The sequence below is a fragment of the Alteromonas sp. AWJ4_199 genome, from assembly GCF_056159165.1.
This window is the reverse complement of sequence record NZ_JBSWUR010000001.1, coordinates 2,274,795-2,296,675: the sequence shown is the minus strand read 5'-3', so window position 1 is coordinate 2,296,675 and position 21,881 is coordinate 2,274,795. Positions and strand designations below refer to the sequence as shown.

The window sequence follows — 21,881 nt, the reverse complement described above, 5'->3', positions numbered from 1 at the left end:
ATGCCACAGGCTAGGGCAGATCGCCATATCATGAAAGAAGATTAAACGTGACAGTCGATCACATTTCGCCTGTGGATAACTTTGTGATCTAAAGTTTCAGGCACAGTGATCCAGATGATCTTTGTCAAGTTAAAGATCACCTTCTAAATCAAGAAAAATAAGGGAATGAGACTAAGGTGTGAAAACAGCGTACCTGCTACTAATCATTCCATTTTGTGTGGATAACTTGGTGTACGTTTATTTTTGGTTTAACCAAGTTGGTCAAGTAATGTAGCATAACCGTTAACATTGTATACACGTATTTATAAGAACTTTTTTTGTACACTTGTGTGTTTAATAGCCAAATTTTGAATAAGTAGATGGCATAACGTCTAGGAGGACAATATGAAACAAGTAGCCGTTATTTTAAGTGGTAGTGGTGTGTTCGACGGGGCAGAATTACATGAGGCGGTATTAACGCTTTTAGCCATTGAGCAAGAAGGGGCGTCTTACCAATGTTTCGCGCCCGATGTAGAGCAACTTCACGTGGTCAATCACTTAACCGGTGAAGTGGCGGAAGGTGAAACCAGAAACGTATTGGTAGAGTCAGCTCGAATAGCCAGAGGCAATATAAAGCCTGTCACTGATTGTGACGTTAATGCATTTGATACACTCATAGTGCCTGGCGGCTTTGGTGCGGCGAAAAACCTTTGTACCTTTGCTGTAGACGGAGATAAATGTACCTTTAACGAAGAAGTTCTTGAGGTCTGTAAGGCATTTGCACAAGCTAAAAAACCTGCAGCTTATGCTTGTATTGCACCCGCATTAGCCGCCAAAGTGTATAGCAATAAGACTAAGCTAACTATTGGCGACGATGAAGTCACGGCTTGCGGCTTGAATGCCTTAGGTGCCACTCATGTGGAATGCCCGGTAGATGAGGTTGTGGTGGATAATGATGCAAAGCTGGTAACCACCCCTGCCTATATGCTGGCCCAAAGCGTTAGTGAAGCAAATGCGAGTATTAGCAAAATGGTCAAGACTGTACTTGCCATGAAATAGAAAACTTGGGGCTGGCTTTTCTGAACCGAAAAGTTAAGCGCCATCCTATATAATTAGCTTAATTATGTGGGGAGACAAAGGTTTCCCCTTACTGATTATAGTCCTATAATCAAAACCCTATACGAAACACATTAAGTTTACCTTTTTTGTTTTAGGTAACGACGTTTGTTTTTTGAAGTCAGTTCAAAAAACATTAAAACTAGGGTACTTAAGCCCTTATGCGCGCTATAAAAATAAAGGCATCATAAACAATGCACTACCGTGCCATCATACGAATACTCGGGTTACTAATAGCGCTTTTTAGCGTAACCATGATCCCACCCGCTATTGTGTCGTTGATTTATCAAGATGGCAGCGGTCTTCCTTTCACTCTCGCTTTTATATTCTGTGTTATTGGCGGTATGGCCTTGTGGTACCCCAATCGTCAGCAAAAAAATGACTTAAGGGCGCGAGAAGGGTTTTTGATAGTCGCGCTATTTTGGTCTGTACTGGCAAGCGTGGGTGCAATACCGCTTATCTTGCTTGAGCAACCTAGCATGACAGTTACCGATGCTTTTTTTGAATCGTTTTCTGGCCTGACGACCACAGGTGCTACGGTGATTGAAGGGATAGACTTTCTTCCACATTCAGTGCAGTTTTACCGCCAGCAGCTTCAGTGGCTAGGCGGTATGGGTATCATTGTACTTGCTGTTGCCATACTTCCTATTCTTGGTGTTGGGGGCATGCAGCTGTATCGAGCAGAAACGCCTGGCCCGGTTAAAGATAACAAGATGACGCCGCGTATTGCCGATACGGCAAAGCACCTATGGTATATCTACCTAACTATCACCATTGCATGCGCGGGTGCATATTGGCTTTCAGGTATGAATGTATTTGATGCTATATGTCATGCATTCTCAACCGTAGCCATTGGAGGGTTTTCTAACCATGATGCGAGCTTAGGGTACTTTAACAGTCCCATGGTAAACGTGGTTTGTACGGTCTTTTTGCTTATTGCTGCGCTGAATTTCTCACTGCACTACGCCGCGGTAAGTTCACGCTCAGTGAAAGGCTACTTTAAAGATCCAGAGTTCAAAGCCTTCTTTATTATCCAAGCGTCGCTAATCGGTATTTGCTTTCTAGTGCTAACGCTATCAGGCTACTATAGTTCCGCTGAGCAAGCCTTAGATCAGGCTATGATTCAGGCCGTGTCTATTAGCACGACGGCCGGATTCGCCACTACTGACTTTTCTGTATGGCCTACGTTTTTACCCATAATGCTTATTTTTTCTAGCTTCATAGGCGGTTGCGCCAGCTCCACAGGTGGTGGCTTGAAGGTAGTACGTGTGTGCTTATTGTTTTTACAAGGCAAGCGTGAAGTAGACAGACTTATCCACCCTAAAGCCGTGTACAGTGTTAAGTTTGGCGACCGTGCTATGCCCGACAGAGTGGTAGAAGCTGTATGGGGTTTTTTCTCGGCTTACGCCGTAGTATTTGTGGTAATAATGATAGGCCTAATTGCTACAGGTTTAGATAACCTCAGTGCTTTTACTGCAACCGCGGCCATGCTAAATAACTTGGGCCCGGGCCTTGGCAGTGTGGCAGCAAACTATGCCGATGTAACTGATGCAGGCAAATGGATCCTAGTAACGGGTATGGTGTTTGGTCGACTAGAAGTCTTTTCATTACTGGTACTATTCTCGCCTACGTTCTGGCGAAGCTAATATCTAGAATTGAAGGCGTTGTTCAACCGCAGGGTTTAGAACAAGCTAAAACAAAGGGCGATAATTATCGCCCTTTGTTCTATAAGTCTATATTCGAATCACTGTACTCAGATATCTTTGCAAAGCGCCAATAAAGAGAGGCTTAGCGCTAGCCAAAGAAGAATGCACTAGGCTGGAACAGCTTTTCTACATCATTGATGTACTTCTTATCCACCAAGAACAAAATAACGTGATCGTTAGCTTCTATCTTGGTATCACTATGAGCAATAATCACCTGTTCGTCGCGAACAATAGCACCGATAGTCGTACCTGGAGGTAGCTTAATATCGCCAATTTGTCTGCCAACCACTTTAGACGTGTTTTCATCGCCATGGGCAATGGCTTCAATAGCCTCTGCCGCGCCACGACGTAATGAGTAAACGTTAACAATGTCACCACGGCGCACGTGCGTAAGTAGTGCCGAAATAGTGGCTTGTTGTGGTGAAAACGCAATGTCTATCTCGCCACCCTGAACGAGATCTACGTAAGCACTTCGCTGAATAAGCACCATGGCTTTTTGCGCGCCCATACGCTTTGCCAGCATGGCCGACATAATATTCGCTTCATCATCGTTGGTAACCGCAATGAAGGCATCGACCTGTTCGATATTCTCTTCGCTGAGTAATTCAGGATCAGACGCGTCACCACTGAAGACAATGGTTTTATCTAAGTTGGCAGATAAATACTTTGCCCGCTCTGGGCTGTATTCAATAAGCTTAACGTTATGATTGTGTTCAAGCTTCTTCGCTAACCCTGCGCCAATTAAACCTCCGCCGGCTATCATAATTCGCTTGTAGCTAGACTCCAGCTTTTGAAGCTCACTCATAACTGCACGAATGTGCTTGGTAGCGGCAATAAAGAATACTTCGTCGTCTGCTTCTATAACCGTCGTGCCCAGTGGACGAATAGGACGGCCGCGACGGTAAATAGCTGCAACCCTGGTTTCCACATTAGGCATGTGATCTTTAAGTGCAGATAACGCGTGGCCTACCAATAAGCCGCCGTAATAGGCTTTAACGGCTACCAAGCTTGCCTTGCCTTCTGCGAACTCAACAACCTGAAGGGCACCGGGATAATCGATAAGGCGTTTAATTGCCTTGGTTACCAGTTGCTCTGGGGCAATAATGTGGTCTACCGGAATGTCTTGCTGCTTATATAGCTGCTCTTGGTAAATAATGTATTGTTCTGAGCGTACGCGGGCAATTTTTGTGGGCGTTTTGAAAAGGCTATAGGCAACCTGACAGGCAAGCATGTTGCTTTCATCACTATTGGTTACGGCTATCAGCATATCAGCATCTTCCGCACCGGCTTTGCGCAATACATCAGGGTGTGAACCCACACCTGTAACAACCTGCAAATCAAGACGGTCTTGCAGCGCGCGCAGAATAGTGGGGTCAGAGTCAATAACGGTAATTTCGTTATTTTCACCTACTAGGTTTTCAGCAAGAGTTCCGCCTACTTGTCCGGCCCCTAAAATGATGATCTTCATCGTTATTATTTTGCCTTCATATCTGTGCAGGCCATAACTATGTAACCTGCACAACTATTAAACTTAGTCTGACGACTTTACCAGCCTCGCATAATAGAAACCATCCATTTGTTCTTCCCCCGGCGTTATCTGACGTCCAGGTTTATCTATGGTTTCTGTTTTCACTACAGGCGATAACTTGGCGTTTGGCGTGTCGGCTAGAAACTGCTGTATTTGCGCCATGTTCTCTTTTGGTAAAATAGAACAGGTTGCATAAAGCAAGGTGCCGCCTGGTTTTAATAGGCCCCACAGCGTATCTAATATGCGGCGTTGTAGCTGCGCTAAATTGTCGATGTCATTGGATTTTCGAAGCCAGCGAATATCTGGGTGGCGTCGTATAACGCCAGTAGCAGAGCAGGGGGCATCCAGTAATATTCTATCGAAGGGCTTTCCGTCCCACCAAGTTTCTGGATTAGCTGCATCACCCTGCTTAATATCCACAACGTGTTTAAGGCGCGTCATGTTTTCTTCTACGCGTTTTAGGCGTGTAGCGTCGGCATCAAGTGCCAGCACGTACTTAGTATTCGGTTCGCATTCTACAATATGCCCGGTTTTACCACCTGGTGCAGCGCAACAATCTAAAATACGCTCATTTGCTTGTGGCTGTAAGTAGTGTGCGGCTAATTGAGCTGCACCGTCTTGCACCGCAAAGTGCCCTTTATCAAAGCCAGGCAGGGACGTAATGTCTTCACGTTTAGCCAGAATTACTGCATCTGCGTGATTGTCGCTAAGGGTATATTCTACGCCAACACTATCTAGCGCCTCGGTGAATGCTGCCAATGTTGTTTGCAGCTTATTTACACGAAGCCAGATGGGAGCCATAGCGTTAGTTTCGCTACGCACTTGGTCGGCATCGGCGCCATAGGCGTTTTCTATTGCCTTAAACAGCCACTTAGGTAAACCGCTGTTTATAATGGCATCGTCAACGTTTTTGTCGGCAAGGTTCTCTCGCTGAAAATTGCGTAATACCGCATTTACCAAGCCTTTAAGCGCTGCTGCATTTAAATAAGACGCTGCAGCAACGGTTTCACCTACTGCAGCATGGTTACTAACACGTGAAAAGTTAAGCTGGTACAAGCCAAGAAGTATAAGGTGCTCAATAACCTTTTTATTTCCCTTTAAGGGTCTATCTAGCAAAGAGCGTAGCCAGTGTTGCAAAAGGGGAAGGCGACGCATTACCCCTAACGACATTTCTTGAATCCATGCGTTATCTTTGGCGTTGTGTCTGCGCTGAACGCGTTCTAAGCATTCACGCGATGATTTGCCTTGCTCTAAAATTTGATAAATGACCCACGCACAATCTGCGCGCAGGTTTTTTTGCTTGGGAAGGGGTAATGGTTTCACGTTTAGTCCGCTTGTGTCAGACAACGACCCACTTCAAACCACGTTTGGCGAGCATTGATAACGTCTGACGCTGGTAGCGCCTTTTTACCTGGAATTTGAAGTGATGTGATGCAAAGTGCATCGCGCCCGGTAGCGATAGTAATGCCTTCTTTATTGGCACTAACTACAGTACCTGGCTCAACGTCTTTTTCTAACGGCACAACGCTAGCAGACCATACTTTAACGTTCTGATTTTCGACCTTCATCCACGCTACTGGCCAAGGGTTGAAGGCGCGAATGTTTCGTTCTATTTGCTCGGCATCGTCTGCCCAATTGATAAGCGCTTCTTCTTTGGATAGTTTTTTAGCGTAGGTCGCTTGAGAGTCGTCTTGTTTGGTGGGCGTGTAACTATCAAACGCATTAACGACGTCTACCAACGCTTGTGGCCCTAGCTCTGCAAGCTTTTCATATAAGGTGGCGCTGGTATCTTTAGATGCAATGGGTAATGTTGCGATATGCAGCATATCTCCCGTATCTAAGCCTTCATCCATTTGCATTATGGTTACGCCAGTCTCAGCGTCACCCGCCCATATAGCGCGCTGGATTGGAGCAGCCCCGCGCCATTTGGGCAGAATAGAGCCGTGAACGTTAATGCATCCTAGCTTAGGCGCATTTAATACTGCTGTAGGCAATATTAAGCCATAAGCAACCACCACCATTAAATCGGCCTTTAGCAAGGCTAACTCTTCCTGTGCCTCTGGCGCTTTTAACGACTGAGGCTGATACACAGGAATGGCATTTTCTTCGGCTAGCACTTTAACCGGACTAGCTGTAAGCTTTTTACCACGCCCAGCGGGTCTATCTGGCTGAGTGTAAACAGCGATAACATCGTGCTCAGTTTCTAGCAACGCTGATAAGTGCTTAGCTGCGAAATCCGGAGTACCGGCAAAAATCACTTTTAATGGAGTTGTCACGTTATACCTTATGCTTTTGCAGCAAGACGCGCTTCTTTCTCAAGCTTTTTACGAATACGCTGGCGTTTAAGTGGTGAAAGGTAATCAATAAACAGTTTACCTTTTAAATGGTCCAACTCATGCTGAATGCAGATAGCCAGCAGGCCCTCAGCATCTAGCTCAAAAGTCTCGCCGTTTTGGTCTAGCGCCTTAACAGTTATCGCTTCTGCGCGCTCAACTTTGGCGTAGTTACCTGGAACAGACAAGCAACCTTCTTCGCTAATAGTTGAACCATCTTTGCGAGTAATTTCAGGGTTTATAAATACGCGTGGCTCGTTTTGATCTTCCGATACGTCCATTACAACAACTTGAACATGACGGTTAACTTGCGTTGCAGCAAGGCCAATACCGTTCTCGTCTTTCATGGTATCGAACATGTCCGATACCAATTGTTTAATTTCGTCGTTAACTTCTTCAACCGGCTTAGCTACCGTGCGAAGACGTTCATCAGGAAAGCTTAATACGTCTAAAATTGCCATGGCCTATCATTTCACCTTTTCGCTGTATAAATTGGTATACGATCAATTTATTAGCACGCTTTACATAAAGATTTGGGTTATTATTCTAACTTATATCGAGGCTTTCGTGCAGTTTTTTACTAAAGCCTTTAATATTAAATAGATGTACTGATATAGTAATGTTGTCTGGAAAAACAACAATAAACAGCAGGGAGTGTATTAGAGGTGGTAAAATTCAAAATGCGATTCAGTAAAATTCGTAGACCGTTAGCGATAGCACTATGCATGCTATTTGCGCTACCCGCACTTGCGCTTCAACTCAAGGATGATGCGCCAAAAACTTACACAGTAAAAAAGGGAGATACGCTTTGGGGTATTTCAAGCGTATTTTTAAGTGAGCCTTGGTTATGGCCTGAACTATGGCGTACCAACACTCAAATAGAGAACCCTCACTTAATTTATCCAGGAGATGTGATTGTTCTTACTATCGTTGATGGCAAACCTGTATTGTCAGTTCAACGAGACAAACCCTCCTTCAATTTATCACCAAACGCAGATAAAAGAGTAAAACCAAACCCTATTGATGTACTGGCTTGGGAAACTATTGCCCCTTTTATTAAACAGCACACTATTATTGACGAAGCTGCATATGAAATGTTGCCGCGCGTGCTTGGTAATGGCGATGGCAATATTGTTTTCTCTTCTAACGATTTTGTTTTAGGTCAAAAACAAAACAGTACTGAGGAACAGTACAGAGTAGTAAGAAAGCACGATACCATTACCGACCTTAAAGGAAATGTGCTGGGTATTCAGGCGACTCATATTTCGACAGCAGACGTCATAAAAGAAGGTGAATCGGAAGACGCTATCTTGCTTTACATCGATACTGTAAACCAAGAAGCAAGACGCGGTGACAAGCTGTTATCTGGAGGTTTTGAACACCCTGAAAGCTTCGAGCTCAAAGCAGCTACTAGCACTCGTGGTGCTGTGATTGGCGATCTTCACGATCATGATTTACTTGGAAGATACGACGTCGTGATATTGGACTTGGGTAGCAATCAAGTTGAGCCAGGTACAGTTATGGGTATATACGCTCAGGGGCCTTCAATAATTAACGAAGAGAACCCTCGCTATACTGATGAGCCCGGTGCTAAAGGTGACTTGTTTATTAATACGGTTCATCAACCAGCACTTAAAATTGGTGAGTTAATAGTGTTTAAAACCTTTAATGCGGCAAGTTATGGTTTAATTACGCGAGCGAGTAAAGGTGTCAAGCGCGGTAATATAGTTGCTAACCCTTAACCCTTAAAAGTTTCATTGCCGCTTACTATCAGGAGCGGCAATGACGCCTTTTATTTCTAAAAATACTTCAGCATCATCTCAAACGCTAACCGAACAAGATCTTGCTTGGTTGAATTTTGCCTCTGCACACTCAATACCAAGCAAAAAATGGCTTGATGCTATTGTAGCTTCAGGTATAAAACCATTAGATTTATATCAGCACCAATCTGATTTTCCGCATATTCAAGCGTTGACAACAAAAATGTCACCTTCGCGGGTGGGGCGAGCAATTAAATGGCTCGAAAGAGAGGCTAGCCGGTCCATAATATCTATTGAATCACCCTTTTACCCAAAAAGATTAAAGCAGTTAAGTAACCCTCCATTGGTTTTGTTTGTTGAGGGCGAAAGCTCATTGCTCAGTGCGCCACAAGTGGCCATTGTTGGAAGCAGACGAGCAAGCATTCATGGGAAGTCTATTGCTGAAAATTTTGCAAAGGGCTTGTCTGCCAATGGTGTAACGGTTACGAGTGGGCTCGCATCGGGAATAGATGGCGCGGCACATAAAGGAAGCATGAAAGAAAAGGGCGGAACAATTGCAGTTATGGGTACGGGGCCAGATAATTGTTATCCAACGAAAAACCTTTCATTGGCTGAAGAAATTATTGAGTGCCAGGGGGCATTGGTGACAGAGTTCTTCCCTGGTGTAGGCCCTAAACCCTGGCATTTCCCTAGGCGAAATAGAATTATCGCGTCGTTATCACTTGGAACTTTAGTGGTAGAGGCAAAAATTAAGAGCGGTACCTTGATAACTGCGAATTTGGCCGCAGATTTGGGACGAGAAGTATTCGCTGTACCTGGTAGTATCTTTCACGCGTACTCTGAAGGCTGCCATTGGTTAATCCAGCAGGGCGCCAAATTAGTAATTAATATTAACGATATTCTTGATGAAATTAGTTTTCAGCCTGAACAACTGAGCTTGGATGTAAACGAGCCCAACGAAAAAAGTGCAGCGAATAGCTTGGCAACCGATAAATTATTAGCTAGTGTGGATTATGACATCACCGCTATTGATGTTATAGCCCAGCGCAATGCCTTATCTGTATCGCAAGCAATGGCATCTTTATTAGAATATGAGTTGCGTGGTTTAGTAGCCGCTGTCCCTGGTGGTTACGTTAAATTGAGGGGAAAATAATATGTTCGATATCCTCATGTATCTGTTTGAAAACTTCATTCACAGTGAAACGGAAATTCGTGTTGATCAAGACGAATTAACGGAAGAACTTGTGCGTGCAGGTTTCCATCACGATGAGATTTATAAAGCCCTCGCTTGGTTAGAGAAGCTAGCGGCTCTTCAAGAAACGGATATCAAGCCGTACTTGTGTAAAGGGATTAGCACTAGCTTAAGCCGTATCTACACCCACGAAGAACAGATGCGTTTAGATGTGGAATGTCGTGGTTTTCTTATGTTCTTAGAACAGGTTAATGTACTAGATGCGTCTACACGTGAAATGGTGATAGATCGGGTAATGGAAATCGATTCCAATGAATTCTGTTTAGAAGACCTCAAGTGGGTTGTGCTAATGGTACTATTCAACGTACCTGGCAAAGAGAAAGCCTACGAACAAATGGAAGATCTTTTGTTCGAAGAGCCAGATGGCGTGCTGCATTAGTGTAGTCGTAGTCACCGATACTTAAATCTTTACTTACAAAATGCGCTGTGAATCACAGCGCGTTAAGGCCTTAACGTCTAATACATGTCTAAAATAGACCACTCACTTTTTTCAGCGCACGAGCATGCTCTCGATGATAATTTCGGAGATTGCCCCGAGTGCGGTAAACCTCTTCATATAAAGAACAGTAAATCCGGCCCTTTTATCGGGTGTGCGGGCTATCCGGAATGTAGCTTTAGTAAGCCACTTCACGATAAACAAACCACCATACTGAAAACCTTAGACGGTGTAGCCTGCCCTGAATGCGCATCCGACTTAGCCATAAAGAAAGGGCGGTTTGGCATGTTTATCGGCTGTACAAATTTTCCTTCATGCCATCACATAGAGCCCATTAAAGAAAAAGAAGATACTTTGGTGGATTGTCCAAAGTGTAAGAAAGGGCATCTAATCTCGCGTACTAACAAATACGGCAAACAGTTTTTTGCGTGCAACCATTATCCACAATGTCGATATGTGCTAAATTTCACGCCGGTTAATGAAAGCTGCCCAGACTGCGGTTGGGGAGTATTGATAGACAAAAAGGGGCAGTTACAGTGTCCTCAGCCGGCTTGCGGCTATAAAAAGTAATTATACGAAGAACTATACGTAGAGATTAAAACCATGTCTGATATCCAAAATGGGAACGTAAACACGTTTACCCCCGTTGAGGCTAATTCGTCTGAAGTAGACCCTGTTGTTGCCGCTTTTGAAGCGGGAAGTTTAATCGTTTATCCAACCGAAGCGGTAATGGGCATTGGATGTGACCCGGACAACGAAGCAGCGGTAAATGCGTTGTTAGAGATAAAACAACGACCGGTAGAAAAGGGCGTTATTTTAATAGCTGCCAATTACAGTCAGCTATTGCCCTATGTCAACGACAACGCCATACGACCACACCGACGCACCGATATTTTCTCTAGCTGGCCAGGCCCTAATACTTGGCTATTACCTAAGTCGTCATCGGCGCCGGTTTGGTTAACCGGCAAGCATAATAAAATAGCTGTGCGTGTAACTAATCATCCAGTAGTACTAGAGCTGTGCAACAAGTTAGGTAAACCGTTAGTTTCTACAAGCGCTAACTTAACCGGTCAACCGCCAGCCATCACCACTGAAGAAGCAAAAGCCGTATTCGCTGATTCCGTCTTCTACGTTGACGGTGCAGTAGGCGGTGCAACTAAACCCAGTACCATTCGCGATGGTGACACAGCAGAGGTAATAAGAGCATGACGTCAGCAGAATTACTGGACGGTAAAAATGCCGCTGAAGTAATCGAACAAGTAAAAAGCTATCTACTAGGGCTGCAGGACACCATTTGCCAAACCCTCGAGCTCGCCGACGGGAAAGGTCAGTTTGTCGAAGACAGTTGGCAGCGTGAAGAAGGGGGAGGTGGTCGCTCTCGAGTCTTAAAAAACGGTGCGGTGATTGAGCAGGGCGGCGTTAACTTTTCTCACGTGTTTGGCAGTCAAATGCCTGCATCAGCAACGGCAAATCGTCCTGAGCTTGCGGGAAGAAACTTTCAGGCAATGGGCGTATCACTTGTTATTCACCCACATAACCCGTATATCCCAACGTCACACGCTAATGTTCGCTTTTTTATTGCGGAAAAAGAAGGTGAAGCACCTATCTGGTGGTTTGGCGGTGGTTTTGACTTAACGCCGTTTTATCCGTTCAAAGATGATGTTGTGCACTGGCATGATACTGCAAAGAAATTATGTAAGCCGTTTGGCGATAATGTATACCCTAAGTATAAAAAGTGGTGTGACGACTATTTTTATTTAAAACATCGAAACGAAACTCGCGGCGTGGGAGGGTTGTTCTTTGACGACCTGAACGAACTGGGCTTTGAACAGTCATTTGCATTTATGCAGGCGGTAGGCAATGGTTTCATCGATGCTTACGTTCCTATTGTTGAACGCCGTAAGCAAACCGACTTTGGTGAAAGAGAGCGTGATTTCCAACTTTATCGCCGAGGTCGCTACGTCGAATTCAATCTAGTATTCGACCGCGGTACCCTGTTTGGATTACAAACCGGAGGGCGCACAGAGTCTATTTTAATGTCGATGCCGCCCTTAGCCCGCTGGGAGTATTGCTATACGCCGGCACCGGGTAGCGCTGAAGCTAAGTTAACTGACTGGTTAAAGCCTACTGACTGGTGAATTTAACGCAGTAAGGTCGCTTCTACTGTTTTAACTAAAGTCATCAATAACAAAACACGCCGTGTGAAATGAACATACGGCGTGTTTTGATCTGAATCAAGTCCGAATATCATCTTTGTTTCAGTGAGTTATCAAGCTTGCGCTGGATCAATGTTTCTCTTAACCAAGGGCGTAAAGTAGCGTCATCTTAGTTAAACACAAAAGAGACACATCATGCGCAAACACTTTTTATCTGCATCTGCACTTTGCCTTACACTTGCTGCACTTTCACCTTTAGCTAACGCTCATCAACAGGGCGACTGGATTGTTCGTGGCGGTCTTACTACCGTTGCTCCTGACGAATCGACTTCTAACATCGTAGCGGGTGGAACTGATCTTGGCGTGGCCCTTAATATCGATAACGATACTCAACTAGGTTTAAATGTAGCGTACTTTATTACCGATAATATTAATATCGAGCTGCTTGCCGCAACGCCCTTTAAGCACGACGTGAACTTTTCTGTGGCAGACCCTCTAGGCACAGGGAATCAGCTTGGTGAAGTTACACACCTTCCACCTACGCTTACCGCAAACTACTATTTTAATGATGCCAGCTCTGCATTTCAGCCGTACATTGGTGCAGGTATCAACTACACCTTTATCTTTGATGAAGGGTTTACAGGTGCGAATGAAACAGCTGGCTTAAGCGACCTATCGCTTGATAATTCATTTGGCTTATCAGCACAGGTGGGAATGGATTACCAAATAGATACCAAATGGCACATCAATGCATCGGTTCGATTTATTGATATTGATACAGAAGCCACCTTTAAAGTAGGTGATGCTGCTGGAAAGGTGAGTGATATTGAAATAGATCCTTGGGTATATACGATATCGGTAGGTTACACCTTCTAAAGCCTAAACCTAACAGTTGAAGCTTTCACAATTGCACTACTTTATACGCCAACAAGAGCGTAGACAGTAACAGGGGACTTGCGCGTTAAAAGGTTAATCTTTTCAACGCGCTTTTTTATTTTGTATTCACCATGTGATTGGCAAGTTGATCGAGTGCATCAAGTAACTGTTGAGCTAAGGCGATATCTTCAACCGTTTTAAACATGGCTTTTCGCATACAATACATCCACTGGGCCTTTAACTCTGGTGTTACGGTGTAGGGAAGGTGGCGTGCACGTAGACGCGGGTGGCCAAATTGCTGCTGATAATCATCAGGACCACCCAGCCATAAGCTTAAATATAAAAAGAATACATGGCGAATTCTGTCTAATGGCTGAGGGTGAATAGCAAGTAGTTCATTGGCTAATGGGTCGGTCTCCATAATGTCGTAAAACGTATTTGCTAATTCCCGTACTTTCTCCTCTCCACCTATACGCTCATATGGTGTACTCTGCGAAGCACGACTATCGCTTTTCTTCTTTATATTAAATAAGTCTCGTATTCCCATGAAAAAATTCGCTGTATTCGGAAATCCTATTGCACAGAGTTTATCACCAACTATTCATCAAATGTTTGCAGATCAAGTTGGAGAAAAGATTTCTTATGAAAAGATACTTGCGCCTGAAGATGGTTTTGTTGAAGCTGCTAAAGCGTTTTTAGCTCAAGAAGGTGCTGTAGGCTGCAATGTTACCATGCCTTTTAAGCTTGATGCCTTTAACTTAGCAAAGGTAGATGACCAAGCAGCTAAAGATGCACAAGCTGTTAATACTCTAATGAATGGTGACAGCGGTGAACTGCTGGGGTTCAACACAGATGGTGTGGGGTTGGTAAATGATTTACTTAATAGTGGAGTGGAAATTAAGGGCAAACGCGTGTTGCTTATCGGTGCCGGCGGCGCAGCCCGAGGCGTTATTTCTCCGTTGTTAAAAGCGGGTGCTGCTTCACTGACTATTGCGAACAGAACCAAAGCAAAAGCTGAAGAAGTCGCAAGCGCCACGTCTAACGCTAAAGTGCAGGTGGTGTCCCTTGAAGATATCGCAACGATAGCACCTCATATTATTATCAATTCAACAGCCGCTAGTTTAAGTAATGAGTTGCCGTGTAGTTTGAACGATGGTGTTTTAGAACACTGTGAAGTGGTTTACGACATGGTTTATAAAAATTCACCTACGCGCTTTATGAGAGATGCGGCCGAACTAGGTGTCAGTACGCAAATAGATGGGTTAGGGATGCTGGTTGAGCAAGCGGCAGAAGCTTTCTATATATGGACACAAAAGCGCCCCGATACCTCGGACATTGTGAAACAGGTTAGAGATATTGTTGAGCAAAGTGAGAAGCGAAACTAGTTCGCTTCTTCAAGGTACTCATTTTTCAATACAACATAGTTAACGGCAGACTGTTTTAGAAATGCCAATTCAGCGTCGTTGAGTGGCCTTTTCTTTTGCATGGGGTTTCCAACGTAAAGAAATCCGCTTTCTAATCTTTTGTTTGGAGGTACTAATGTACCTGCGCCAATGAACACATCGTCTTCAACAACAACGCCATCCATTACAATAGCGCCCATACCGACCAGAATACGATTACCCAATTGGCAGCCATGCAGCATACACTTATGCCCAACGGTAACGTCCTCACCAATAATAAGTGGGAAGCCGTTGGGGTTTTTCTCAGATTTACGGGTAACGTGTAAAACACTGCCATCTTGAACATTAGAACGGGCACCAATACGAATTTTGTTCACGTCACCGCGTGCAGCAACCAGCGGCCAAATACTCGCATCATCTTCTAAAACTACATCACCGACGATTCTTGCCGAGTCATCAACATAGACTTTCTCTCCTAATGTAGGAGAAACACCTTTAAAACTATCAATCGATTTATACATTACACACTCATATAAACTATGCAGAAAGTGAATTACGCAAACTTTAACAGCAATATAGATGAGTTGGTACTGATAGGGTGGTTACAGAGCCTACCTGTAATGCTTTAAGCAACAGGTAACTATCCTTACATTGCAACACGCGAAGAGGAGGGTAGTAAATCACAAGGAGAAAAATGATAATGTAGCTTGCTAATAGAATTTATCGAGACGTTGTAATGCCCTAGCGCTATGTATTTTTCACTGCCCTTTCCTATGCGTATCCTATTTATAGACCACTACAAGAGGCCATTAGGGCTAGAGGTGACGAAGTAGCGTGGTTTTTGGAAGGAAAATGTCCCGATCTTTTGAAGCCTGATGAAATTCGTCTTCACACTATTAATGATGTTGTTGAATACAACCCCTTAGCCATATTTGCGTGTGGAAATATCATCTATCACTTCTCTATTCGTGGGTGGTTTGATATGTACTGTACTCAGGGGCCAAGTAGCACAGAGTATTTCAAGCAGCTTGAGGTAAAACATCAGTTTTTTAAAGTGTACCAAACAGGTTTGGCTAAAGTGGATGACTACTTTTCTTCACATAAGAAGGAAAACGATGTTCCCACTATTCTCTACGCCACCACTTTTTCTAAAGGCATTACCTCTGCTCCTATACTTGTCGACACAATAAGTAAGTTAGTGAAAGAAAAGAAATGGAATTGGCGTTTAACATTTCATCCTAAACTCAACGATCAAGCACTATTAAATAGATACCGTGCTTTGGCAGATGAAAATAGTAACGTTACCTTTGTCGATAATGTGCGTCTTGAAGACTTTCAGCAATCAGATGTCATGTTGTGTGACAGCAGCTCTATAATTTTAGAGTTTATGATGATGAACAAACCTGTTGTCACTTATCGCAATACAAACCCTGGACAACATTTACTTAATGTCACAGAAGTAAGCGAAGTAGAAAACGTCATCGAAACTGCGTTGACGCGACCAGCATCATTAATGAAAGAGGTTAATGACTTAGCCCATTATCATGAAGCCTATAGAGATGGACGTAATTGCGAACGTATTTTAGATGCAGTCGATGACTTTAATAGTAACTATAAAGGTAAGATAAAAGCTAAGCCGCTTAACCTGTGGCGCAAGTTCAGGTTAAGGAATAAGCTAAAATACTGGAAGTAGTTGGTATTTTGAGCGTTCAAAGCCAATATGACACTTTTTTTAAAATAAGTGTTGACGTGAGCGCTCATTTCCCTAAAATGCGCATCCGCTTCGGGGGAAAAGCAAAACAGCAACCCTTCTGAAGTAAGTCTCTACTACCTTTATAGGCCAGTAAAGACGGGAGTTTAGAAGAAGCGCTTTCGAAAATAAATTTTCAAAAAGTGTTGACACTGAAAACTTCCAGCGTATAATGCGCACCTCACTCGAACAGGGTGAGTCACTAAGAAGCAACGGCTTCTAGTGAATTGCGACGAAGTCGCAACGTTCTTTAAAAATTTAGACAAGACAATCTGTGTGGGCACTCGTTAAGAGTGTCACAACGACGATTCATATTTCGATATATTTAATTGAAGAGTTTGATCATGGCTCAGATTGAACGCTGGCGGCAGGCCTAACACATGCAAGTCGAACGGTAACATTTCTAGCTTGCTAGAAGATGACGAGTGGCGGACGGGTGAGTAATGCTTGGGAACTTGCCTTTGCGAGGGGGATAACAGTTGGAAACGACTGCTAATACCGCATAATGTCTACGGACCAAACGGGGCTTCGGCTCCGGCGCAAAGAGAGGCCCAAGTGAGATTAGCTAGTTGGTAAGGTAAAGGCTTACCAAGGCGACGATCTCTAGCTGTTCTGAGAGGAAGATCAGCCACACTGGGACTGAGACACGGCCCAGACTCCTACGGGAGGCAGCAGTGGGGAATATTGCACAATGGGGGAAACCCTGATGCAGCCATGCCGCGTGTGTGAAGAAGGCCTTCGGGTTGTAAAGCACTTTCAGTTGTGAGGAAAAGTTAGTAGTTAATACCTGCTAGCCGTGACGTTAACAACAGAAGAAGCACCGGCTAACTCCGTGCCAGCAGCCGCGGTAATACGGAGGGTGCGAGCGTTAATCGGAATTACTGGGCGTAAAGCGCACGCAGGCGGTTTGTTAAGCTAGATGTGAAAGCCCCGGGCTCAACCTGGGATGGTCATTTAGAACTGGCAGACTAGAGTCTTGGAGAGGGGAGTGGAATTCCAGGTGTAGCGGTGAAATGCGTAGATATCTGGAGGAACATCAGTGGCGAAGGCGACTCCCTGGCCAAAGACTGACGCTCATGTGCGAAAGTGTGGGTAGCGAACAGGATTAGATACCCTGGTAGTCCACACCGTAAACGCTGTCTACTAGCTGTTTGTGACTTTAAGTCGTGAGTAGCGAAGCTAACGCGCTAAGTAGACCGCCTGGGGAGTACGGCCGCAAGGTTAAAACTCAAATGAATTGACGGGGGCCCGCACAAGCGGTGGAGCATGTGGTTTAATTCGATGCAACGCGAAGAACCTTACCTACACTTGACATGCAGAGAACTTTCTAGAGATAGATTGGTGCCTTCGGGAACTCTGACACAGGTGCTGCATGGCTGTCGTCAGCTCGTGTCGTGAGATGTTGGGTTAAGTCCCGCAACGAGCGCAACCCTTGTCCTTAGTTGCCAGCCTTAAGTTGGGCACTCTAAGGAGACTGCCGGTGACAAACCGGAGGAAGGTGGGGACGACGTCAAGTCATCATGGCCCTTACGTGTAGGGCTACACACGTGCTACAATGGCATTTACAGAGGGAAGCGAGACAGTGATGTGGAGCGGACCCCTTAAAGAATGTCGTAGTCCGGATTGGAGTCTGCAACTCGACTCCATGAAGTCGGAATCGCTAGTAATCGCAGGTCAGAATACTGCGGTGAATACGTTCCCGGGCCTTGTACACACCGCCCGTCACACCATGGGAGTGGGATGCAAAAGAAGTAGTTAGTCTAACCTTCGGGAGGACGATTACCACTTTGTGTTTCATGACTGGGGTGAAGTCGTAACAAGGTAACCCTAGGGGAACCTGGGGTTGGATCACCTCCTTACCATTACGTCGATAGACGCACTTGATGCAGTGCCTACACAGATTGTTTTGTTTATATTTAAAGATGACTTAAATAAAAGCCCTTAGCTTTGATTTAAGATCAAACCTAAGTGTTTTGAATTAAGCACTATGTTCTTTAACAATTTGGAAAGCTGATATTAATAGTAATCAATCAAAATTGAGTAACTGAGAAATCGAAAGATGACTTTTTACTCTACTTGACTGAATTGCTTGTTATCAATCGATGATTTGATAGCAAGGCAATTCTTCCGATTAGCTTGTCATGCATACGACATAACTTAGACAGAAGTCAAAAGGCTGTTTGGGGTTGTATGGTTAAGTGACGAAGCGTATACGGTGGATGCCTTGGCAGTTAGAGGCGATGAAGGACGTGTAAGTCTGCGAAAAGCTGTGGTGAGCCGACAAAATGCATTTGAACCACAGATGTCCGAATGGGGAAACCCACCTATTTATAGGTATCGTTACATGAATACATAGTGTAACGAGGCGAACGAGGGGAACTGAAACATCTAAGTACCCTTAGGAAAAGAAATCAATTGAGATTCCCCTAGTAGCGGCGAGCGAACGGGGAACAGCCCTTAAGCTGTATTGAATGTAGTGGAATCCTTTGGGAAGAGGAGCGATACAAGGTGATAGCCCTGTACACGACGCAATCTTTACAGTGAAATCGAGTAGGTCGGGACACGTGTTATCTTGACTGAATATGGGGGGACCATCCTCCAAGGCTAAATACTCCTAACTGACCGATAGTGAACCAGTACCGTGAGGGAAAGGCGAAAAGAACCCCTGTGAGGGGAGTGAAATAGAACCTGAAACCGTATACGTACAAGCAGTGGGAGCCCTTCGGGGTGACTGCGTACCTTTTGTATAATGGGTCAGCGACTTATATTTAGTAGCAAGGTTAAGCGAATAGCGGAGCCGTAGCGAAAGCGAGTGTTAACTGCGCGTTTAGTTGCTAGGTATAGACCCGAAACCCGGTGATCTAGCCATGAGCAGGTTGAAGGTTGAGTAACATCAACTGGAGGACCGAACCCACTAACGTTGAAAAGTTAGGGGATGACTTGTGGCTGGGGGTGAAAGGCCAATCAAACCGGGAGATAGCTGGTTCTCCCCGAAATCTATTTAGGTAGAGCCTCGGACGAATTCCATTGGGGGTAGAGCACTGTTAAGGCTAGGGGGTCATCCCGACTTACCAACCCTTTGCAAACTCCGAATACCAATGAGAACTATCCGGGAGACACACGGCGGGTGCTAACGTCCGTCGTGGAGAGGGAAACAACCCAGACCGCCAGCTAAGGTCCCAAAATATTGCTAAGTGGGAAACGATGTGGGAAGGCATAGACAGCTAGGAGGTTGGCTTAGAAGCAGCCACCCTTTAAAGAAAGCGTAATAGCTCACTAGTCGAGTCGGCCTGCGCGGAAGATGTAACGGGGCTAAGCAATATACCGAAGCTGCGGCAGCATGTTTACATGCTGGGTAGGGGAGCGTTGTGTAAGTGGATGAAGGTGAGTTGTAAAGCTTGCTGGACATATCACAAGTGCGAATGCTGACATGAGTAACGATAATGGGAGTGAAAAACTCCCACGCCGGAAGACCAAGGTTTCCTGTCCCATGCTAATCAGGGCAGGGTAAGTCGGCCCCTAAGGCGAGGCAGAAATGCGTAGTCGATGGGAAACGGGTTAATATTCCCGTACTTATATAATCAGTGATGGAGGGACGGAGAAGGCTAGGCAAGCTTGGCGTTGGTTGTCCAAGTGAAAGTGCGTAGGCTGAAGACTTAGGTAAATCCGGGTTTTCAAGGCCGAGACACGAGACGAGCTCCCAAGGGAGTGAAGTTGTTGATGCCCTGCTTCCAGGAAAAGCTTCTAAACTTATGATTATATGAACCGTACCCCAAACCGACACAGGTGGTCAGGTAGAGAATACTAAGGCGCTTGAGAGAACTCGGGTGAAGGAACTCGGCAAAATTGTACCGTAACTTCGGGAGAAGGTACGCCTCTGTTTGTGAACACCTCGCGTGGTAAGCAAATGGAGGCCGCAGTGACCAGGTGGCTGGGACTGTTTATTAAAAACACAGCACTCTGCAAACTCGTAAGAGGACGTATAGGGTGTGACACCTGCCCGGTGCCGGAAGGTTAATTGATGGGGTTAGTTTTCGGACGAAGCTCTTGATCGAAGCCCCGGTAAACGGCGGCCGTAACTATAACGGTCCTAAGGTAGCGAAATTCCTTGTCGGGTAAGTTCCGACCTGCACGAATGGTGTAACCATGGCCACGCTGTCTCCACCCGAGACTCAGTGAAATTGAAATCGCAGTGAAGATGCTGTGTACCCGCACCTAGACGGAAAGACCCCGTGAACCTTTACTACAGCTTGGCACTGAACATTGAACCTACATGTGTAGGATAGGTGGGAGGCTTTGAAGCACAGTCGCTAGATTGTGTGGAGCCGTCCTTGAAATACCACCCTTGTATGTTTGATGTTCTAACATTGGTCCCTTATCGGGATTGTGGACAGTGTCTGGTGGGTAGTTTGACTGGGGCGGTCTCCTCCCAAATAGTAACGGAGGAGCACGAAGGTTAGCTAATCACGGTCGGACATCGTGAGGTTAGTGCAATGGCATAAGCTAGCTTAACTGCGAGACAGACACGTCGAGCAGGTACGAAAGTAGGTCATAGTGATCCGGTGGTTCTGTATGGAAGGGCCATCGCTCAACGGATAAAAGGTACTCCGGGGATAACAGGCTGATACCGCCCAAGAGTTCATATCGACGGCGGTGTTTGGCACCTCGATGTCGGCTCATCACATCCTGGGGCTGAAGTCGGTCCCAAGGGTATGGCTGTTCGCCATTTAAAGTGGTACGCGAGCTGGGTTTAGAACGTCGTGAGACAGTTCGGTCCCTATCTGGTGTGGGCGTTGGATGATTGATGGGAGCTGCTCCTAGTACGAGAGGACCGGAGTGGACGAACCGCTGGTGTTCGGGTTGTGATGCCAATCGCATTGCCCGGTAGCTATGTTCGGAACGGATAACCGCTGAAAGCATCTAAGCGGGAAGCCGGCCCAAAGATGAGTCATCCCTGAACTTTAAGTTCTGGAAGGGTTGTTATAGACGATGACGTTGATAGGCAGGGTGTGGAAGCGTTGTAAGGCGTTAAGCTAACCTGTACTAATTGCCCGAGAGGCTTAACCATACAACGCCCAAAAAGCTTTAGGCTTTTGCGTGTTGTAGACAAGCTAAGCTCTGAAAAATGAGCAGAAAGTAGAGTGAAAAGTAGTTACTCACTGATTGAATTAATATTATCTTTCCCAAATTGTTACCAGTTTTTCCTGGCAGCCATAGCGATACGGTACCACCTGACTCCATTCCGAACTCAGAAGTGAAACGTATTAGCGCCGATGGTAGTGTGGGGCTTCCCCATGTGAGAGTAGGACACTGCCAGGTCCCATTAAGAAGAACCCGCCTAACGGCGGGTTTTTTGCTTTATATAGAAGCTACAGCATTTTATATGCGAGCTCACAGAATTTAGTGAAGTTGAGAGTTCTCAGCTTTACGCAGTAAACGCTACTGCAAACCAGTTTTTCCTGGCAGCCATAGCGATACGGTACCACCTGACCCATTCCGAACTCAGAAGTGAAACGTATTAGCGCCGATGGTAGTGTGGGGTTTCCCCATGTGAGAGTAGGACACTGCCAGGTCCCATTAAGAAAA

At 45.2% G+C, this 21,881-nt stretch carries 17 protein-coding genes and 4 rRNA genes; 15 read left to right on the top strand and 6 right to left on the bottom strand.

What is annotated here, in order from left to right; translation table 11 throughout:
* The first annotated feature begins 384 nt into the window (after nucleotides 1–384).
* Together elbB and ACXAER_RS10035 are read left to right on the top strand one after the other, a co-directional pair.
* Entirely contained in the window at nucleotides 385–1,038 is a 654-nt protein-coding gene (elbB, locus tag ACXAER_RS10040; RefSeq protein WP_474828876.1) for an isoprenoid biosynthesis glyoxalase ElbB, read from the top strand.
* Between the two features lie 251 nt (nucleotides 1,039–1,289).
* On the top strand, nucleotides 1,290–2,741 hold the full coding sequence (locus ACXAER_RS10035) for a TrkH family potassium uptake protein (RefSeq protein ID WP_474803290.1): 1,452 nt from the start codon (nucleotides 1,290–1,292) through the stop codon (nucleotides 2,739–2,741).
* 148 nt (nucleotides 2,742–2,889) lie between these two features.
* Here ACXAER_RS10035 and trkA read toward each other — a convergent pair whose 3' ends face one another.
* The 4 genes from trkA to def form a co-directional block, all read right to left on the bottom strand.
* Entirely contained in the window at nucleotides 2,890–4,269 is a 1,380-nt protein-coding gene (trkA, locus tag ACXAER_RS10030) for a Trk system potassium transporter TrkA (protein ID WP_136782368.1), read from the bottom strand.
* Nucleotides 4,270–4,332: 63 nt separating this feature from the next.
* A complete protein-coding gene (gene rsmB, locus ACXAER_RS10025; RefSeq protein WP_474828873.1) occupies nucleotides 4,333–5,652 on the bottom strand; it encodes a 16S rRNA (cytosine(967)-C(5))-methyltransferase RsmB in 1,320 nt (439 codons plus the stop codon).
* 2 nt (nucleotides 5,653–5,654) lie between these two features.
* Nucleotides 5,655–6,605 carry a methionyl-tRNA formyltransferase gene (gene fmt, locus ACXAER_RS10020; RefSeq protein ID WP_474828871.1) on the bottom strand — a complete coding sequence of 317 codons (951 nt, stop codon included), beginning with the start codon at nucleotides 6,603–6,605 and terminating at the stop codon, nucleotides 5,655–5,657.
* 8 nt (nucleotides 6,606–6,613) lie between these two features.
* The gene (gene def, locus ACXAER_RS10015) at nucleotides 6,614–7,123 is read right to left on the bottom strand and encodes a peptide deformylase (RefSeq protein ID WP_474828870.1); all 510 of its coding nucleotides are present in this window, start codon (nucleotides 7,121–7,123) and stop codon (nucleotides 6,614–6,616) included.
* A gap of 219 nt (nucleotides 7,124–7,342) precedes the next feature.
* Between def and ACXAER_RS10010 the strand changes: the two genes are divergently transcribed.
* The 7 genes from ACXAER_RS10010 (at nucleotide 7,343) to ACXAER_RS09980 (ending at nucleotide 13,142) form a co-directional block, all read left to right on the top strand.
* Complete coding sequence (locus ACXAER_RS10010) at nucleotides 7,343–8,404, top strand: LysM peptidoglycan-binding domain-containing protein (protein WP_474828868.1); 1,062 nt, start codon at nucleotides 7,343–7,345, stop codon at nucleotides 8,402–8,404.
* A gap of 40 nt (nucleotides 8,405–8,444) precedes the next feature.
* Nucleotides 8,445–9,575 carry a DNA-processing protein DprA gene (dprA, locus tag ACXAER_RS10005; RefSeq protein WP_474828866.1) on the top strand — a complete coding sequence of 377 codons (1,131 nt, stop codon included), beginning with the start codon at nucleotides 8,445–8,447 and terminating at the stop codon, nucleotides 9,573–9,575.
* A gap of 1 nt (nucleotide 9,576) precedes the next feature.
* Entirely contained in the window at nucleotides 9,577–10,053 is a 477-nt protein-coding gene (locus ACXAER_RS10000; protein ID WP_474828864.1) for a DUF494 family protein, read from the top strand.
* Nucleotides 10,054–10,137: 84 nt separating this feature from the next.
* Nucleotides 10,138–10,680: a DNA topoisomerase family protein gene (locus ACXAER_RS09995; protein ID WP_474828862.1), complete on the top strand. Its 543-nt coding sequence runs from the start codon at nucleotides 10,138–10,140 to the stop codon at nucleotides 10,678–10,680.
* A 33-nt stretch (nucleotides 10,681–10,713) separates the two neighbouring features.
* Nucleotides 10,714–11,319, top strand: coding sequence for an L-threonylcarbamoyladenylate synthase type 1 TsaC (tsaC, locus tag ACXAER_RS09990; protein ID WP_474828860.1), 606 nt, complete (start codon nucleotides 10,714–10,716; stop codon nucleotides 11,317–11,319).
* Nucleotides 11,316–12,248 carry an oxygen-dependent coproporphyrinogen oxidase gene (hemF, locus tag ACXAER_RS09985; protein ID WP_474828858.1) on the top strand — a complete coding sequence of 311 codons (933 nt, stop codon included), beginning with the start codon at nucleotides 11,316–11,318 and terminating at the stop codon, nucleotides 12,246–12,248. The genes tsaC and hemF overlap by 4 nt, the downstream gene beginning before the upstream one ends.
* Before the next feature lie 213 nt (nucleotides 12,249–12,461).
* Nucleotides 12,462–13,142 (top strand): OmpW family outer membrane protein, encoded by a 681-nt coding sequence (locus tag ACXAER_RS09980; RefSeq protein WP_474828857.1) that lies wholly within the window; start codon nucleotides 12,462–12,464, stop codon nucleotides 13,140–13,142.
* Between the two features lie 115 nt (nucleotides 13,143–13,257).
* Here ACXAER_RS09980 and ACXAER_RS09975 read toward each other — a convergent pair whose 3' ends face one another.
* Nucleotides 13,258–13,689: a group II truncated hemoglobin gene (locus ACXAER_RS09975; RefSeq protein WP_474828855.1), complete on the bottom strand. Its 432-nt coding sequence runs from the start codon at nucleotides 13,687–13,689 to the stop codon at nucleotides 13,258–13,260.
* On the opposite strand from ACXAER_RS09975, the gene aroE reads away from it, so the two are divergent.
* A complete protein-coding gene (gene aroE, locus ACXAER_RS09970; RefSeq protein ID WP_474828853.1) occupies nucleotides 13,688–14,527 on the top strand; it encodes a shikimate dehydrogenase in 840 nt (279 codons plus the stop codon). The genes ACXAER_RS09975 and aroE overlap by 2 nt on opposite strands.
* Here aroE and ACXAER_RS09965 read toward each other — a convergent pair.
* Nucleotides 14,524–15,066, bottom strand: a complete 543-nt coding sequence (locus tag ACXAER_RS09965) for a gamma carbonic anhydrase family protein (protein ID WP_474828851.1) — start codon at nucleotides 15,064–15,066, stop codon at nucleotides 14,524–14,526. The two genes, aroE and ACXAER_RS09965, sit on opposite strands and share 4 nt — an antisense overlap.
* A 344-nt stretch (nucleotides 15,067–15,410) precedes the next feature.
* Between ACXAER_RS09965 and ACXAER_RS09960 the strand changes: the two genes are divergently transcribed.
* From ACXAER_RS09960 to rrf (ACXAER_RS09940), 5 genes are all read left to right on the top strand, one after another.
* A complete protein-coding gene (locus tag ACXAER_RS09960) occupies nucleotides 15,411–16,238 on the top strand; it encodes a UDP-N-acetylglucosamine 2-epimerase (protein WP_474828849.1) in 828 nt (275 codons plus the stop codon).
* A gap of 383 nt (nucleotides 16,239–16,621) precedes the next feature.
* A 16S ribosomal RNA gene (locus tag ACXAER_RS09955) occupies nucleotides 16,622–18,154 on the top strand.
* Between the two features lie 333 nt (nucleotides 18,155–18,487).
* Nucleotides 18,488–21,363 (top strand): 23S ribosomal RNA (locus ACXAER_RS09950).
* Between the two features lie 135 nt (nucleotides 21,364–21,498).
* Nucleotides 21,499–21,614: ribosomal RNA gene (rrf, locus tag ACXAER_RS09945) — 5S ribosomal RNA — on the top strand.
* Nucleotides 21,615–21,753: 139 nt separating this feature from the next.
* Nucleotides 21,754–21,868 (top strand): 5S ribosomal RNA (gene rrf, locus ACXAER_RS09940).
* Together the 16S, 23S and 5S rRNA genes form the textbook arrangement of a ribosomal RNA operon.
* The last annotated feature ends 13 nt before the right edge of the window (nucleotides 21,869–21,881 follow it).

Coding starts and splice junctions, on each gene's coding strand:
- elbB (WP_474828876.1), top strand. CDS start 385: ATGAAACAAGTAGCCGTTATTTTAAGTGGTAGTGGTGTGTTCGACGGG.
- ACXAER_RS10035 (WP_474803290.1), top strand. CDS start 1,290: ATGCACTACCGTGCCATCATACGAATACTCGGGTTACTAATAGCGCTT.
- trkA (WP_136782368.1), bottom strand. CDS start 4,269: ATGAAGATCATCATTTTAGGGGCCGGACAAGTAGGCGGAACTCTTGCT.
- def (WP_474828870.1), bottom strand. CDS start 7,123: ATGGCAATTTTAGACGTATTAAGCTTTCCTGATGAACGTCTTCGCACG.
- ACXAER_RS10010 (WP_474828868.1), top strand. CDS start 7,343: ATGCGATTCAGTAAAATTCGTAGACCGTTAGCGATAGCACTATGCATG.
- dprA (WP_474828866.1), top strand. CDS start 8,445: ATGACGCCTTTTATTTCTAAAAATACTTCAGCATCATCTCAAACGCTA.
- ACXAER_RS10000 (WP_474828864.1), top strand. CDS start 9,577: ATGTTCGATATCCTCATGTATCTGTTTGAAAACTTCATTCACAGTGAA.
- ACXAER_RS09995 (WP_474828862.1), top strand. CDS start 10,138: ATGTCTAAAATAGACCACTCACTTTTTTCAGCGCACGAGCATGCTCTC.
- tsaC (WP_474828860.1), top strand. CDS start 10,714: ATGTCTGATATCCAAAATGGGAACGTAAACACGTTTACCCCCGTTGAG.
- hemF (WP_474828858.1), top strand. CDS start 11,316: ATGACGTCAGCAGAATTACTGGACGGTAAAAATGCCGCTGAAGTAATC.
- ACXAER_RS09980 (WP_474828857.1), top strand. CDS start 12,462: ATGCGCAAACACTTTTTATCTGCATCTGCACTTTGCCTTACACTTGCT.
- aroE (WP_474828853.1), top strand. CDS start 13,688: ATGAAAAAATTCGCTGTATTCGGAAATCCTATTGCACAGAGTTTATCA.
- ACXAER_RS09975 (WP_474828855.1), bottom strand. CDS start 13,689: ATGGGAATACGAGACTTATTTAATATAAAGAAGAAAAGCGATAGTCGT.
- ACXAER_RS09965 (WP_474828851.1), bottom strand. CDS start 15,066: ATGTATAAATCGATTGATAGTTTTAAAGGTGTTTCTCCTACATTAGGA.